This window comes from Micromonospora cabrerizensis, from assembly GCF_022230955.1.
GTDB classification, from domain to species: domain Bacteria; phylum Actinomycetota; class Actinomycetes; order Mycobacteriales; family Micromonosporaceae; genus Micromonospora; species Micromonospora cabrerizensis.
Genome location: NZ_JAKKFI010000069.1, coordinates 32,777 through 47,708, shown reverse-complemented (window position 1 = coordinate 47,708; position 14,932 = coordinate 32,777). Strand labels below are relative to the sequence as shown.

Genomic DNA, 14,932 nt, shown 5'->3' with positions numbered 1-14,932 from the left:
TGCGGGTGAGTCTCTTCGGCCCCCCGCGGGCACCGGGCTGGCCGGTGGAGTTGGCCGACGGCGCGGTGTTCCTGCGGCCCTACCGGCGCTCGGACGCGGTGGCGTGGTCGGAGATACGGCGGGCCAACCGGGCCTGGCTGGCACCCTGGGAGTCATCGCTGCCCGGCGCGTGGGACGACCTCAACTCGCCGGCCGCGTTCCGTTGGGTGCACCGTGACCAGCGGCGTTCCGCCCGCGAGGGTGAGGGGATGCCGTTCGCGGTCTGTCTGCGCGAGGCCGACCGGGACCGGTTGGTCGGGCACATCAACGTGGGCAGCATCGTGCGACGGGCCCTCTGCTCCGGCTATGTCGGCTACTGGGTGGACGCCCGGGTCGCCGGTCGAGGTGTGATCCCGACGGCGCTCGCGCTCGCCGTGGACCACGCGTTCGGCCCCGGGGGGCTGCACCGGGTGGAGGTCAACATCCGTCCGGAGAACCGGCCGTCCCGGCGGGTGGTGGAGAAACTGGGCTTCCGCGAGGAGTCGTACCACGTGCGCTACATGCACATCGACGGTGCGTGGCGTGACCACATCGGATACGCGATGACCAGCGAGGAGATCGCCGCCGAGGGCGGCCTGTTGGCCCGCTGGCACCGGGTACGCGCCGACGCCCGGTAGGAGGATTTCCGCACTTCCTCAGCGCCGTCCCACAGACGGGATCGGCGCGGCGCGGTGGCATCCCGGTCGGCGCGCCGTAACCTCAAGTAACTGCAAGCTGCGGCAAGCGCTCCCCGGCCGGACGATCCACGCACCCAGGCGCGATCGGTGGAAGATCCTGCGGTCGGGTGGCGGTTGCGACGAATTCGGTGACGGGAGGGGTGAGGGTGCCGACCTCGGTGCTCCTCGCCGTCCTCGCCGCCGCCGGCCTGCTCGCCCTGGCCCCGGCGCTGGTCCGCCGGTACGACGCCACCGAGCGGCTGGTGGCGGAGCGGGCGCAGTCGACGGCGCGGGTGCTCCAACGCCGTCGGCGGCGCCGCACTGTGCCCGGACGGCGACCCGTCCACCCTCCGCGCTCACTGATCGTCACCCTCAGTGAGAACGCGACTACAGGAGTATTGTCCGCGCCCGTCTCTGCGCCCCCGGCCGCCCGCCGCTCCGGTCGGCTGCGCGCCGTGCCACCCGCACCCAAGCGGTCCCGCCGCCGCCCGCCGCCGCGCCGACAGCACACCCCCGCCGTGTACCGCCGCCGCCGGGTGCTCGCCGCCCTGCTGCTCCTCAACGTCGTCGAGCTGATCGGCGTGCTCTTCGTCAGCCCCGGCTTCTGGATCGGCTTCTCGGTCACCTTCCTGCTCCTGGCCATGTACGTGGTCCACCTGCGCGGTCGCGCCCTCGCCGGGCGTCGCCGCCGCCGCGCCCGGGCCCGCGAGGCGGCCTGGCTGGCTGCCCGGCAGGCCGAGGTGCGCCGGGAGCAGGCCCGCCGGGCAGCGGCCCGCCGGGAGGCTCAGCGCCGACTGGCCGCCCAGCGCGAGGGGGTACGCCGAGCCGCGATGGGCCTGGACCGCCCGGGAGACCTGCCGGCGGCGGTCAACGGCGGGTCGGTCTCGTACCGGCGCTCAGGTGGCCTGCGCGGACGCCCCTACGAGGCCGGCCGAGGCGCCTGACCGCGCCGGCGCTGCCTGGCGCCCGGCTTGGTCGACTCGGGTTTCTGGAAGTCGGGGTGTCGTGGCGTCCCGAATGCACCGATTTTCAGGAAGTCGAGTGGATCAAGCCGAGGGCTGGAGCGCCGCGCCGGGGGCGGATTCGCGGTGGGGCCCAGCGACCTGTTAGCCTTGCTGCCGGCCCGCCCGGTGTAAGCCGGGTGGGACCGAAGCCGGTTCGCCGGCGGGGGGCTGTGGCGCAGACTGGTAGCGCACCTCGTTCGCATCGAGGGGGTCAGGGGTTCAAATCCCCTCAGCTCCACCCCAGGTCAAAGGCCGTTTCCGCTCGTCGGAGACGGCCTTTTTCGATCTTGCGCGGCATTGGGGCGCGGCAGTCCCGCTCGGCTCGGCTTCGTTGTCGTACCCGCCAATACGATCTTGTGCATGGAGCGTCCGGTACGGCAGGCATACCTGAACATGATCGCCAAGCAGGTCGGGCCGGTGCTGCGAGGGCACGGTTTCAAACGGTCACACGGGACCTTCCGCCGGATCTCCGATGCCGGCCATGCCGCGGTCGTCGAGTTCCAAGGGTCCACGGGCGGCGGTGGCGACACCTCGCTCTTCTACGTCAACCTCGGTGTCGCCACCGTCTCTTGGCTCGCCTGGAAGGAACACCTGTATCCGGGCGGGAACTGCCGCGACCGGCCCACGGCGTCGATCGCTCAGTGGTGGACCCGGCTCGACGCTGCTCCCGGGCACTCCGACAATTTCGACCGGTGGGCGATCCGGTCGGTCGAGGAAGCCGAGGCATGCGGCGCTGTCGTCAGTCGGGAACTGTCGGAGCAGGTAGTGCCGACCTTCGATGCATGGCTCGCGCACTACACACACCTTGACGTGCTTCTCGCCGATGGGCGGGTGGATGAGCTGCCTGCGCTCTTCGGCGCCCGCCCGCCGGATCCGCTGAACGGCATCGACCACTTCCGTCGGCTTGACCATCCCTACCTGGCGTTCATGCTGTCGAGGCGGCCCGCAGCGCTCGAGTAGCTGGCTGCCCTGCCTCCCGACCCGCTGGCCAGGGGTGCGGAACCGGCCATCGGCCTGTCTCGAACTGGCCCGAACGGTCCCGAACAGCCGTTCGGTCCGCAGCGGCGATCATCGATGCTCTACTCGATCTCGCGGCAGGCGCCACCGTCCTCACAGGACAGCCGGGACGTCCCCACGTTCCTGGCCACGAGCGACCGCCGCAGCTGCCGCCGACACGCTGCGTCCCAGCGCGTCCGCGGAGCTTCCCATGTCTCGAGGATCGCCAAGGGGGAGATGAATGCTCAGGTTCCTACCAAGGGCGGGTGGCCGACGACGTGCCACCGGAGTCGCGCTCGCTGTCCTGCTGGCGTCGACGTCCGGTGCGCTGGTCGTACCGGCGCACGCCGCACCGCCGCAGGCGGCTGCGAAGCCCGCCCAGGCACCACCGGCCCAGCCCGCGTCGCCCGGTTCGCCGGAGAAGCGGGTGCTGGGGCCGTCGAACGCTCCGGTCAGCCAGCTCGCCGGACCGATCTCCGTGCCGCTCGGCACCGGGCCGGTCCGCAACGGAACGTTCAGCACGTTCCAACTGACCGACCGGTTGACCGCCCAGGTCAACACCGGCTCGGGAAACCTGCTCATCCGCAGCACCGACCTGACCCTGCCGGGCATCGCGGACAGCCTCGTGCTGGGTGCGGCCTACAACAGCCTTCTCACCGGCAGCGAGGTGCCGACCGGCTCGCTCGGCTACAGCTGGCGTACGCGGGCCGGTGTGGACGTCAGGCTGATCAAGGCGGACGACAACTCGGTCACGTACGTCGCGGCCGACGGCGTCATCGGGCGGTTCACCCCGAGCGGGTCCGGCTACACCGCCGCCAAGGAGTTCAAGGCGACGCTCACCACCGACGGCTCCGGGTGGAAGCTGGTCGAGCATGACAGCGGCCGGAAGCTCTTCTTCACCTCCGCCGGGCAGCTGGACCGCAGCCAGGACCGCAACGAAGGCGTCACCGACTACAGCTACGACGGTAGCGGCCGGTTGACCACGGTGACCTCCAACCGAGGCGCCACGGGCGTCCGCACCGCGAAGGTGATCTACGGCTCGAACGGCTACCTCTCGGCGATCGAGCAGACCGTCGCCGGCGGGCAGAACCGCAGCGTGAAGTACAGCTACGCCAGCAACGGCAACCTGACGCAGATCCGCTCCGCCACCGGGAGAGACACCCGTTTCGAGTACGACTCGTCGCGGCGGGTCACCAGGATCTCGGGCGGCATCCAGGGTTCCAATCTCGGGAACGCCACCTCGATCACCTATGACTCGGCACACCGGGTGACCTCGTTGACCCGGGCCTTCCAGCCGGAGAACCCGACGGTGGGCGCCACCACCCGGTGGGCGTACCCGTCGGCCACCCAGACGCTCGTCGCCGACGCCAACACCAACCAGTCGCAGCCGGTCACCTCGGTGCCGCGCAGCACGTACACCGTCAACGCCGACAAGCGGGTGACGGGTTTGGTCGACCCCGACGGCAAGGTCCGCAACTTCTCCTACACCCCGAACCTGGACCTGGCGTCGACGCAGAGCGGCACGGGTGCGATCACCACGACCTCGTACGAGGCGAACGGTGGGCAGTCGCCGACCCAGGTCGTCACGCCGACCGGGGCGAAGGCCTCCCTCGCCTACGCGAACGTGGCGACGCCCACCAACCCGACGGCGAACTTCCAGCCGTCGTCCGGCTCGGACAGCCAGGGCAACAGCACCTCGTACACGTACAACGGGGCGGGCAACCAGTTGTCCACGACGGACGCCCTGGCCGCCGAGGCCAAGGTCGAGTACAACACCGACGGCACGATCGCCTCGTCGACCGACCCCGGCAACGGCACGAACAGGACCACCTACCAGTACGACGCCAACCAGCAGCTGACCTCGATCAACCCACCGACGGGGACGACGCTCGGGGCACGGCAGTTCAGCTACGACGAGTTCGGACGGGTGCGTACGGCGACGGACGGCACCGGACGGACCCAGGAGTACGAGTACGACCTGGACGACCGGGTCACCCGGATCAAGTACCCGGACATCCCCGACGTCGCCTACGAGTACGACGGCGGCGGCAACGTCTACGCCCGCATCGACGGCAACGCGTACCAGAACTTCTTCTACGACCGGCTGAACCGGCTCACCGGCCGGCGGACCGGCAGCGTCGGCGGACTGTGGTACGTCTACGACCCGGTCGGCAACCTCATCGAGCAGCAGGACGAGCGCGGCAGCTCGTACCACACCTACAACGCCCGCAACCTGCTCACCAAGCTGGTGGCCGCCAACGGCACCTACACCTTCACCTACGACGACGAGGGGCGTCGCACCTCAACGAAGTTGGCCGTCTCCTCGGTGACGGTGGCCGAGACCGTCAACACCCTCGACCAGTCCGGTCGGATCAGCCGGACCACCAGCAAGCGCTGGCAGGGCGGCACGGCCAGCACCGTCTTCGACGTCTCCTACTGCTATGCCAAGCGGGTCGGCACCTCGGCCTGCTCCACTGCCAAGGCCGACGACACCGGCCTGCGGCAGTGGCAGACCGACCACCACCGCGGCGGTGCGGTCAGCCTCTACACCTACGACAAGGGCAACCGGCTCACCAAGGCCACCGACATCGACGGCAAGACCTACGACTACGCGTACGACAGCAACGGCAACCGCACCTCGGAGAAGGTGAACGGGGTCACCAGGCAGACGCTGACGTACAACGCCGGCAACCAGATCACCAGCTCGGGTTACTCCCACGACGGGGCCGGCAACCAGCTCGGCGGCTCGGCGCTGCGCGACTTCGAGTACAACTCCGCCGGGCAGCTGATGCGGGGCTTCACCGCAGGCGGCGCCGAGCTCGGTTGGGCGTACAACGGGGCCGACCAGATCGAGCTGGGCTGGAAGGGCACGCCCCGGTTCGAGTACGAGTACTTCTTCGGTCGCAACGACCAGAACGGCCAGAGCGTGGTGCAGAGCTACACCGTGCCGGGCACCTACGGCCGGCACTTCGTCGAGCGCGACCAGCTCGGCACGCCGGTCGGTTTCCGGGGCAAGACCGGTAGCACCTTCCACCACTACTTCTACGTGTTCGACGGACTGGGCTCGGTGGTCGCCCTGATCAAGTACGACGGCTCACTGTCCGGCTCCTACACCTACGACCCGTACGGCAAGGTGGTGAAGACGGTTGGCAGCAGCAACGAGATCATCGACAACGCGCTCGGTTTCGCCAGCGGCACCCGTCACGACGACCTGACCAAGTTCGGTCGGCGCTGGTACGACCCGAACACCGGCCGCTTCACCCAACAGGACAGCCTGAGCTTCCTGGCGAACCCGGCCATCGGTAACCGGTACGCGTACGCCGCCGGCAACCCGGTGAACTACGTCGACCCGACCGGTCTCGCGCCCAGCCTCGCCTGCTTGGCAGCCCTGGGGTTGACTGTGGGTGCAGCGCTGGGCACGGCCGCAGCAGTTGCCGCCGCAGCGCCGACCCTCGGGAGCTCCCTGACCATCGCCGCAGCGGGCGTAACTGCGGTCTCGTCCGGTGCGGCGGCAGTCGCCGCCTGCTCCTCATGAGCACCTCACCGGACTGGGGCTACCCCGTCTGATGGTAGGCGGTGGGCGGGCCGATGCGCGGCGCGCCCACCGCCCCCTCGCCTCGTCGATCAAGGAGGGGTGGTGGTGGGTGACAAAGCGGCCACCATGGCATCAAGCTGGCACCACAACTCCATGATCGACGGGGTGGGCGGGCCGCGCGGTTACTTCCACTTCAGGCTGGCGAGTTCTGCCCGGAACTGCTTCAGGCTGAAAGTCGCGCCCTCGGTGGGCGTCAACATCAGCGAGTACGTCACGTCCCCGACGTTCCACCGCACCTGCCAGAACCTGTCCGCCCTGCCGGTGATGACGCCCTCGTGTGAGCCGATGGCGACGGTGCCGACGGCTGCCGGAGATTCCCTTCCGACCGTGCGGCCCGCACTCGCCAGCAGCGTGGAGCCGTTCGGGCCGTTGTAGCCCTGACACCAGCCGTCGTCGCAGTGCGTCGAGTGTGGGCTCCACTTCCTGCCGGAGGCCAGGTCCGGGAGTTCACGCTCGGAAAGGGCCGGTGGTGGCAGCGCGCCGGCGGCGTCGCGGAGGAGCCGATTGCCGAGGGGCTTCTGCAGCGACACGACGAGGGGTGCCCGGGTACCACTGGTCGAGCAGTCGGTGGCGTCGACGATCTGACCGCGCACCACGACGACGACCTGGGTGTCCGTCTGCTCGGTGACCGTGGCCTGTGGTCCCACGAGCTCCTTGCAGGGCACGTCGCCGATGCTGGCGTACACGGTGATGGTGGTGTCGTCGCGGGCAACCAGCGCGGCATTCCAGCTGATGGCCGACACTGCGGGTGGCAGTGCGGCCGGCACCGTCCTGGCGGCCGTGCGTTGGGTCGTGGCCTGGTCGGGCGCACGGCGGCTGAGGAGGACGCCGCCAACGAGCGCGAGGGCGACGGCGACGCCCACCGCTGCGCCACCGATCCTCCGGCGACGGCCGGCGTGATCCTCGCTGCCACTGCTCTTGGCGGGCCGTCCGTCGATCTGCACAGCTTCCGTACCCCCTGCCGGAACACGCGGAAACGGATCGTACGTGAGCACCCGGTGCTCCCGGGTGCCCTCAAGCGGCAGGTGGGCGGCCACGTCTACTGTCGGGCCGGTGAACCTGCGCAAGCTGTTGCTCGTGGCGGTCTGGACCATCCCGGCGTTGGCCGTCCTGAGCGTCGGTGCCGGATTCCTGCTGCTCCGCGGCGACGCGGCCGATCGGCGGACCTGCCAGGTGGCGGTGGACGCCGCGCAGTCGACGGTGCGCACGGATCGGTGGGACCCGCCGGACGAGCTGCCGGGCCTCGGTGCCTACCCGGAGATCCACTGGCAGGGGCGCCCGTTGGGCAATCCCTGCTCGTTGTTGCCGGGTCCGACGGACTGGGCGTACCAGGGCGTGGTGAGACTGCGTCCGGAGGACGCGCAGGCGCTGGCGGAGCAGTACGACTTCGTGCCCTACGCGACGCTCGACCCCGACGAGTTGCCGGACTCCGCCGCACCCACGGACGTCTGGCCGGCACTCGCGCCGTATCTGCCGACGCAGCCGGTGTGGCGGTACAGCGCCTCGTACACGGCGGGGAACCAGACGAGGGTCGCGTTCCTCGACGTGGAACACCAGACAGTCTTCTTCGTGCGCTGGAACAGCTAGCGCGCTCGGAGGTGCTGGCCGGCCTACGCCCGGCCCAGCCATCGGCCTGCCGCGGCGGTTAGCATCCGGATCTCGATGGGAGGAGCCCAGATGGCATCGGTGACCCAGACCCGGTTCGGCATCGTCGGCAGCGGCTGGCGGGGTGAGTTCTTCCTCCGACTGGCTCGACTGCTGCCCGAGCGGTTGCGGGTGACCGGGGTGGTGACGCGTACCGCATCGCGTGGTGCCGAGGTGGCGGCCGAGTGGGGCGTTCCGACCTTCCGCACGACGGCCGAGATGCTGGCCCACGAGCGACCGGACTTCGTCATCGTGTCGGTGCCCTGGCCGGTGACTCCCGACGTGACCCGGGAGCTGGTCGCGGCCGGCGTACCGGTGCTCGCCGAGACGCCGCCTGCCCCCGACCTTGCCGGCCTGCGCTCGCTCTGGGCCGACGTCGGCGGCAGCGGTCTGGTGCAGGTCGCCGAGCAGTATCTGTTGATGCCGGGGCACGCGGCCCGCCTGGCGGTGGTCCGCGCCGGGGTGATCGGCGAGCCGACGTCGGTCCAGATCTCCTCGACCCACCTCTACCACGCGGTGTCGCTGATCCGTGGCCTGCTCGGGGTCGGGCACGAGAGCGCCGAGGTCAGCGCGCGCGCATTCGTCGCGCCGCTGGCCAACCCGCTGTCACCCGCCGGCTGGAGCGGTGACGACACCCCACAGCAGCTCTCCACGACCCTCGCGACCATCGACTTCGGCGGCCGGATGGGTTTGTACGACTTCACCGACAACCAGTGGTGGAACCCGCTGCGGACCCGCCGGTTGGTGGTGCGGGGTTCGCTCGGCGAGCTGGTTGACGACCGGGTCGTCCGGCTGGTCGACCCCACCACCCCGGTGGAGTCGACCCTCAGCCGTCGCCAGACCGGTCTGGACCTGAACCTGGAAGGGCTTGACCTGAAGCACATCAGCTTCGACGGCGACGTGGTCTATCGCAATCCGTTCGTCGGCAGTGGGATGTCCGACGACGACATCGCGGTGGCTGACATCGTCGCCCGCACCGGCGCGTGGGCGCGGGAGGAGGGCCCGGCGCCGTATCCCCTCGCCGAGGCCTGCCAGGACCATCTGATCAGCCTCGCCATCGAGGAATCGGTACGCACCGGCCAGCCCGTCGTCACCGCCGGGCAGGAATGGGCGAACCCTGTTCGGTGAAGCTGATCTCTGTCGTTCGGCTGACAGTGCGCAACCGTGAAGTCCGCTCGTGTGTGAATCCGGGTATCAACCAATGTCCGGGAGCACCCGGACGTCACGCGGGGAGCAAGGATGAATCGAAGCACTCGACGCAGGATGCTCGGAGCCACCGCCACCGGTCTGCTGGCCGCCTCTCTCGGCGTCGCGGTCTCGGGGACGGCGACCGCCGCGTCCGGCAGGCCGGTCCTGAACACCTGCACGATCAGCACGCTGCCGTACCCGACCGACACCTATCGCGCCGACGCGAACGCGGTCGACCCGACCGGTCGCTACGTCGCGGGCACCGCCCTTCGGCGTGGTGAGATCGACAACCAGTACCTGCTGCTGTTCTGGGACGGGCAGCAGGTCACCGAAGTCGAGGTGCCGGTGATGACCACTCCCGTCGACATCAACTCCGACGGCGTCGTGATCGGCAACGGTTCGGCGCCGGACACCGGCATCGGGCAGCCGTGGATCTACCGCGGCGGCAAGCTCGAGCAGTTGCCGGTGGTGCCCTCCACCGGGATCTTCGTCTCCGCCATCAACGACGCCGGCGACATCGTCGGCTACGGCTCGGACATCGTGGCCGGGGAGTACGTCGGGCTGCGCTGGCCGGCTGCACGTCCCGGCACGGTCGAGGTGCTCGACGCCCCGGCCAACGCCCAGCCGAGCGGGATCACCGACAACGGGACCATCGTCGGCTCCGCCGGACCCTTCGGAGAATGGAACGGCTGGGTCCGTCGACCGAACGGCCGGATCGACGCGCTCACGATCCCGGGCGGCGGGTCGACCACAGTCACCGCGGTGGCGGGCCGCTGGGCGATCGGCATGGCGTGGCGGGAGGACACCGGCTCGACCAGGGTCCGGTGGAACATCCGGGACGGCTCGTACACGTTGCTCGACCCGCAGATCCCGGCACTGACCGACGTCAACGCCAAGGGTGTCGTAGTGGGCGACGACCGCGTTGCCAGGGGTAACACCTCGCGGGTCCTGCCGGGCGGCGGCACCGGGGTGAGCATCGGTGCCCGGTCCATCTCCGACACGGGCGTCATCGTCGGGTTCCGCAACGAGCAGGCCACCCGGTTGACCCCGGTGCGCTGGACGGGCTGCTGACCCACCGACTCTCACCAGAGTGGGGCCGGCCCGTCGGGGCCGGCCCCACGTCGTGTCAGCGCGTCACGGCTTCCAGGAGCCGGCGGTCTCGAACCTGTGCTGGTACTCCAGCACCCCGGAGGTGTCGTGTACGTCGAACACCACGCTGCCGGTGCGCCGGGTCCCGGCGGTCAGGTCGTCGGCGGAGGGCATCGGCTCGCCGCATCCGGAGAAGGCCCCGGCGACCGCGTTGGCCTCGGTGCCGTCGGCGGCGACCCACTCGAAGAACAGCGGGTTCGCCGAAGCGGTGCCCCTGGTGACGGTCAACGTCACGTCGGCGATCACGTACATGCCCTCGTCGGGCTTGAGGCCGTAGGGAGCGCACGGCTTGGTGGCGGTGCTGAACTTCGTCACGGTGATCTCGATGGTGCCGCCGTCACCATCGATGACCAGGGTGTCTCCGGGTGACATGTTGCGGGTGTCGCCGCTGGCCGTCGACGAGGGAGCTTTGGCCGACGGCAGGGCGGCGCCCCGGGTCACCCCGGGGGTGGGGAGGGCCTCGGTCACCTCGTGCGCGGCCCGGTTGGCGCCGATGACGACCGCCACGATGCCGCCGGCGCAGGTGAGAAGGGTGAGGACGGCCGCGGTGATCGCGACGGCCACGACTGTCTTCTTGGAACCCTGCGTCGGCACCGGTGCGGGTGCGACGAGCGGCCCGCCGGGTGCCGGATAACCACCGCCAGCGCCCGCGAAGCCACCGCCGGCCGACGGGTACGCGGTGCCCGAGAACGGCGGCTGCGACGCGCTCCCCGCTGCGGACCACGGGCTGGGCGGCAGCGGTGTCTGCGCGACCGTCGGGTCGACGGTGGACTGCGGCGGTGTCGTGGGGGACGACTGCGTCGGTGGCTCCGTGTTCGGGTGCTGGGGGTCCTGCGGCCCGGCGGGGGGCTGGGGGTGGGTCACCGTACTCCTTGACGCCTCGGTACGTGCGGTTCGGGAACCCGCCGACGCTACCGTGTGTGGTCGATCGCCCGGTCGCCGCGCCGGATCCCGTCCCACCGTCGGCGGCGACGCTCGCTCCGGTCCACCCAGCCTGGACGATGTGCGGTCGGCCATCCGGCGCCACAGTGGACACGGTGGCGCTGGGTGACGGGGGAGATCAGCGCAGCGGGAGCACGGCGGCGGTACGGACCAGCCCGTCGGCGACCACGAACCGGCCGGCGATGGTCGTCGGTGGTGCCTCGACCGCCGCCGCGTCCACCCGGGCCGGTGCGATGCGGGCCGTGAACGTGCCGGCACCCGGGTCCACGTCGAGCTGGGCGTCACGGAAGCCGAGCCAGGTCCCGACCACCGGGTACCACACCTTGTAGACGGTCTCCTTGGCGCTGAACAGGACGACCGGCCAGGAGGTGCCGCCGGGCAGCCGTGCGCAGAGGGCCTCCTCCTCGGGCAGCAGCACCATTCTGCGTACTCCCGGATCGACCTCGTGGTGCTGCTCGGCGTCCATTCCGACGGACCGGACATCGGTGGTGAGCGCCGCCGCGGCGGCGCAGTAGCCGGTGGTGTGGGTGATGGTGCCGACGACCCCGGCCGGCCAGACGGGTGCGCGGTCGGGGGCGGCCGGCACGGCGGTCGGCGGCAGGCCGAGACCGGTCATGGCCCGGCGGGCGCAGGCCCTCCCAGCGGCGAAGTCCCGCCGGCGGGTCTGTACGGCCCGCTCGCTGAGGCACGCCTGCTCGGCGGGGAGCAGCTCGCCGACCCAGTCGTCCGGCCCGGCCACGGCCACGGCGACCGTCGACGGCAGCAGGTCACGCATCGCGGCGGCCTACTGGTCGGTAGGAACGGCGGATTCTGTCAACCGTCAAATTTCCGACTCCCACGACGGGAGAAGGTACCGCAAAGATGTAACACCGGAGGGACGTGCAGCGCCCTCCCTGATGGCTCCGGGGGGACCACCATCAAGAACTGGTCGGGCAGGGCAGCCGCCAGTCCCGTGGACATCTGGAAGGACGTGCGATGACCGATGGTGCGGAACGGGCGGGGGTGCGGGTGGACGACCACGCCCCGAAGACCCCCTGCTGGAGCTGCGTCTCCTGCGGTGACGAGTGGCCGTGCGCGACGAAGCGCAGCCGGCTGCTGGCGGAGTACGGGACTGACCGCGCGATGCTCAGCGTCTACCTGGGTTCCTGTCTCGCCGCCGCCACGGAGGATCTGCGCGCCGCCCCGGTGATGTCCCTCCAAGACCGGTTCATCGGCTGGTTGCCGCGCGGCTCCCGCCGGGTTTGAACCGCTGGTGGCCCCACCTTCGGGCGGGGCCACCAGCGGCGGGTGGCTCAGCGACGCCGGGGCCGCCGGGTCACCGCGAATCCGACCACGCCGGCCACCGCGGCGAGCACGCCGCCGACACCGGTCCAGACCCACCGCGAGCCGAGATCCGGCAACCAGTCCGCCGGCGAGTCACCGTCGTCGCCCGCCTCCGGGTCCGCCACGGGTACGGCGTTGAGCACCGTGCCCGCCTCGGTGTTCGGCACCAGCGGCGCGGCCAGCTCACCGTCGTCGGCCGAGGCACCCCGGTCGGCGACCGTGCCGACCAGCAGGTCCACGTCGATCGGCGCGCCCAGATCCGGCTCGGGCAGGTCGATCACGGAGAGCCGGACGACGTACGTGCCGGGCAGCGGATCGGCCGACCAGGGCTCCGCCCACGGCCGCACCTCGCGCAACGTGCAGCCCAGCGCCACGCTCGACGCCTTCGCGTCCACGGTCGGGGTCTGCGCCCCGGCGGTGCACGCCTGCCGCCGCCGTAGCCCGTCGAAGACGTCGACCGTCCAGGTGGAGGCGCCGCTGCGCCCCTTCGGGAAGGTGACGGTGGCGGTGATCTCGTGCACCTGGCCCGCGCTGGCCGGGAACGCCCAGTAGAGGTGGTCGCCGATCGACGCGTCCACCCGTACCGGTTGCCCCGCGGAGATCGGGGTGGCGCTGAGGAACGACGTGCCGGCCCGGTTCACCGGCGTGGCGCCCGGGGAAGGGGTGGGGGCGGCGACGGCCGTGGCGGGCAGCAGCGCGGCCCCGCCGGCGGCGAGCAGCGCCGCCAGCGGTCGGAACAGGGCGGTACGCATCAGTTCTCCCTCCAGGTGGCAACCCACCAGCGGGTGAGCAGTCCGGCGATCAGGCCGGTGAGCAGCCCGGCGACGGTGAGCAGGGCGAGCAGCACCCAGCCTCGGCCGAGGTCCGGCCCGTCCGGTGCGGGCGTGGCGGCGACCACGTCGATGGTCAACTCCACCGGCATCCCCGGGGTGGCCGCGGTGCCGGGGCGCGGTGCGAACGAGTTGCTCACCACCAGGCAGACGGTGGTGGGTTCGACGACCGGCGCGGAACTCTCCTCGGTCTTCGCGGCATCCTCGTCGTCGGCGGTGGCCGACCAGCGCAGCCCGGCGGAGAGCACGTCGGCCCGCCCGCTGCCGGCGTCCGCACCGCGAACCAGTTCCCGGCCGTCCGTTGCGGTCGCCCTGAGCAGCACCCCGTAGTCCCGATTCACCGCCCGGTCCAGCGCCATGCTCACCGACGCGCGCAGCTCCTGCCCGGGGCGTACCGGCACCCGGTAGTAGCGGTGCTCGGAGAACGCCTCCCGGTCGGCGTAGACGCCGGGGGCGAGCAGCGGCGCCGAGTCGCAGACGTTCGTGCCGCCGACCACCGTCGGGGCGCGGGTGTGCGTGTCGCCGGCCCGCTCGACGAGCTGTTTGATCCGGTCGGTCAGCTCCTCGGCGCTCTGCGCCGCGGTGTAGGTGCCGCCGGTCGCGCTGGCGATGCAGAGCAACTGCTTGCGGACCTTCTCGTCGGGGGCCAGACCGAGGGTGTCGACGACCAGGCTGGTGCCCTGGGCGGCCAGCTCCCGGGCCACCTCGCACGGGTCCGGCGGGGCGCAGGTGTCCTCGCCGTCGGTGATCAGCACGATCCGCCGGGTGGTGGCCCCGCGACCCAGGTCCTCCGCGGCGGAGCGCAGTGCGAGGCCGACCGGCGTGAACCCGGTGGGTCGCAGGGTCGCCACCGCGGCCTTGGCGGCCGACCGGTCCACCGGGCCGACCGGCACGATCTGCTGAGTGTCCTGGCAGCCGACCTTCTTGTCCTTGCCGCGGTAGGTCGCGCCGAGCACCCGGATGCCGAGCTGGGTCTCCTCCGGCAGGGCGTCGACCACCTCGTTGAAGGCCTGCTGGGCAACGGAGATCCGGCTGCGCCCGTCGATGTCGGCGGCGCGCATCGAGCCACTGACGTCGAGCACCAGCTCGACCCGGGGCGGCTCGGGCACCGGCTCCTCGTCGGCCTGCGCCGGGACGGGCCCGGCCAGTGCGGTGGTCGCCAGCAGCCCGAGAAGGACCGCCGTCGATCGTCTGAAGTTGATCACGGCCCGCAGTGTAGTGAGATCCACTTTGGATGATCGTCTGGGTGGCGGGGAGTGGACCCCGGCACCTCCGGCCAGGTCGACAACCGCCTCCGACCGGGCGTCTCCGCGCTCTGGGTCCACGCCAGGTCACCCTCGGTCAACTGCCGAAGGGTAGGTGTCGGCCCGGCCGCCATCCGTCGGAAATCTGACCCAAGTCGACCCGTTGTGCCGGTGGTGCGCGGTGGTTAAGCTCTTCATGCGCGCCCCAATCGCCCGCTTCCCCCGTGGCAGGCGATCGGGGCGCGCGTCTTTGTCGAAAGGCCCTGCACGGTCACAGGCCCCGCAAGGGAGCACAGTGCCCGCAGGGTCGGAAAGGGCCCGC

Annotated in this window: 13 protein-coding genes and 1 tRNA gene; 9 read left to right on the top strand and 5 right to left on the bottom strand. The window is 71.1% G+C overall.

Going from position 1 to position 14,932, the window contains the following annotated elements; all coding sequences use genetic code 11:
- Positions 1–5 precede the first annotated feature (5 nt).
- The 5 genes from LADH09A_RS17590 to LADH09A_RS17570 all read left to right on the top strand — a co-directional run bounded on the left by LADH09A_RS17590 (position 6) and on the right by LADH09A_RS17570 (position 6,230).
- The gene (locus LADH09A_RS17590; protein WP_238646444.1) at positions 6–656 is read left to right on the top strand and encodes a GNAT family N-acetyltransferase; all 651 of its coding nucleotides are present in this window, start codon (positions 6–8) and stop codon (positions 654–656) included.
- 200 nt (positions 657–856) lie between these two features.
- Positions 857–1,639, top strand: a complete 783-nt coding sequence (gene sepX / locus LADH09A_RS17585) for a divisome protein SepX/GlpR (RefSeq protein WP_238646442.1) — start codon at positions 857–859, stop codon at positions 1,637–1,639.
- A gap of 224 nt (positions 1,640–1,863) precedes the next feature.
- Positions 1,864–1,937: transfer RNA gene (locus LADH09A_RS17580), tRNA-Ala, on the top strand.
- A gap of 122 nt (positions 1,938–2,059) precedes the next feature.
- Entirely contained in the window at positions 2,060–2,659 is a 600-nt protein-coding gene (locus tag LADH09A_RS17575) for a DUF4304 domain-containing protein (protein ID WP_238646440.1), read from the top strand.
- Positions 2,660–2,936: 277 nt separating this feature from the next.
- Positions 2,937–6,230 (top strand): RHS repeat-associated core domain-containing protein, encoded by a 3,294-nt coding sequence (locus LADH09A_RS17570; RefSeq protein ID WP_238646438.1) that lies wholly within the window; start codon positions 2,937–2,939, stop codon positions 6,228–6,230.
- A 182-nt stretch (positions 6,231–6,412) separates the two neighbouring features.
- Here LADH09A_RS17570 and LADH09A_RS17565 read toward each other — a convergent pair whose 3' ends face one another.
- Positions 6,413–7,234 carry a hypothetical protein gene (locus LADH09A_RS17565; protein ID WP_238646436.1) on the bottom strand — a complete coding sequence of 274 codons (822 nt, stop codon included), beginning with the start codon at positions 7,232–7,234 and terminating at the stop codon, positions 6,413–6,415.
- Positions 7,235–7,343: 109 nt separating this feature from the next.
- Between LADH09A_RS17565 and LADH09A_RS17560 the strand changes: the two genes are divergently transcribed.
- The 3 genes from LADH09A_RS17560 to LADH09A_RS17550 all read left to right on the top strand — a co-directional run bounded on the left by LADH09A_RS17560 (position 7,344) and on the right by LADH09A_RS17550 (position 10,193).
- On the top strand, positions 7,344–7,877 hold the full coding sequence (locus LADH09A_RS17560; RefSeq protein ID WP_238646435.1) for a hypothetical protein: 534 nt from the start codon (positions 7,344–7,346) through the stop codon (positions 7,875–7,877).
- Positions 7,878–7,967: 90 nt separating this feature from the next.
- Entirely contained in the window at positions 7,968–9,062 is a 1,095-nt protein-coding gene (locus tag LADH09A_RS17555) for a Gfo/Idh/MocA family protein (RefSeq protein ID WP_238646433.1), read from the top strand.
- Positions 9,063–9,173: 111 nt separating this feature from the next.
- The gene (locus LADH09A_RS17550; protein ID WP_238646431.1) at positions 9,174–10,193 is read left to right on the top strand and encodes a hypothetical protein; all 1,020 of its coding nucleotides are present in this window, start codon (positions 9,174–9,176) and stop codon (positions 10,191–10,193) included.
- A gap of 63 nt (positions 10,194–10,256) precedes the next feature.
- Here the strand turns inward: LADH09A_RS17550 and LADH09A_RS17545 are convergent, their stop codons facing one another.
- Both LADH09A_RS17545 and LADH09A_RS17540 read right to left on the bottom strand, forming a co-directional pair.
- On the bottom strand, positions 10,257–11,135 hold the full coding sequence (locus LADH09A_RS17545) for a DUF4352 domain-containing protein (RefSeq protein ID WP_238646429.1): 879 nt from the start codon (positions 11,133–11,135) through the stop codon (positions 10,257–10,259).
- 196 nt (positions 11,136–11,331) lie between these two features.
- The gene (locus LADH09A_RS17540) at positions 11,332–11,988 is read right to left on the bottom strand and encodes a 4'-phosphopantetheinyl transferase family protein (RefSeq protein WP_238646427.1); all 657 of its coding nucleotides are present in this window, start codon (positions 11,986–11,988) and stop codon (positions 11,332–11,334) included.
- Between the two features lie 200 nt (positions 11,989–12,188).
- On the opposite strand from LADH09A_RS17540, the gene LADH09A_RS17535 reads away from it, so the two are divergent.
- Positions 12,189–12,458 (top strand): hypothetical protein, encoded by a 270-nt coding sequence (locus LADH09A_RS17535; protein WP_238646426.1) that lies wholly within the window; start codon positions 12,189–12,191, stop codon positions 12,456–12,458.
- 47 nt (positions 12,459–12,505) lie between these two features.
- Here the strand turns inward: LADH09A_RS17535 and LADH09A_RS17530 are convergent, their stop codons facing one another.
- Both LADH09A_RS17530 and LADH09A_RS17525 read right to left on the bottom strand, forming a co-directional pair.
- Complete coding sequence (locus LADH09A_RS17530) at positions 12,506–13,288, bottom strand: peptidase (RefSeq protein ID WP_238646425.1); 783 nt, start codon at positions 13,286–13,288, stop codon at positions 12,506–12,508.
- Positions 13,288–14,571: a VWA domain-containing protein gene (locus LADH09A_RS17525; protein WP_238646423.1), complete on the bottom strand. Its 1,284-nt coding sequence runs from the start codon at positions 14,569–14,571 to the stop codon at positions 13,288–13,290. Before LADH09A_RS17525 ends, LADH09A_RS17530 begins: the two co-directional genes overlap by 1 nt.
- Between the last annotated feature and the right edge of the window lie 361 nt (positions 14,572–14,932).

What these genes read in the sequence shown, in the direction of transcription:
- LADH09A_RS17575 (WP_238646440.1), top strand. Translation starts at nt 2,060, where the DNA reads ATGGAGCGTCCGGTACGGCAGGCATACCTGAACATGATCGCCAAGCAG.
- LADH09A_RS17570 (WP_238646438.1), top strand. Translation starts at nt 2,937, where the DNA reads ATGCTCAGGTTCCTACCAAGGGCGGGTGGCCGACGACGTGCCACCGGA.
- LADH09A_RS17555 (WP_238646433.1), top strand. Translation starts at nt 7,968, where the DNA reads ATGGCATCGGTGACCCAGACCCGGTTCGGCATCGTCGGCAGCGGCTGG.
- LADH09A_RS17550 (WP_238646431.1), top strand. Translation starts at nt 9,174, where the DNA reads ATGAATCGAAGCACTCGACGCAGGATGCTCGGAGCCACCGCCACCGGT.
- LADH09A_RS17540 (WP_238646427.1), bottom strand. Translation starts at nt 11,988, where the DNA reads ATGCGTGACCTGCTGCCGTCGACGGTCGCCGTGGCCGTGGCCGGGCCG.
- LADH09A_RS17535 (WP_238646426.1), top strand. Translation starts at nt 12,189, where the DNA reads ATGACCGATGGTGCGGAACGGGCGGGGGTGCGGGTGGACGACCACGCC.
- LADH09A_RS17530 (WP_238646425.1), bottom strand. Translation starts at nt 13,288, where the DNA reads ATGCGTACCGCCCTGTTCCGACCGCTGGCGGCGCTGCTCGCCGCCGGC.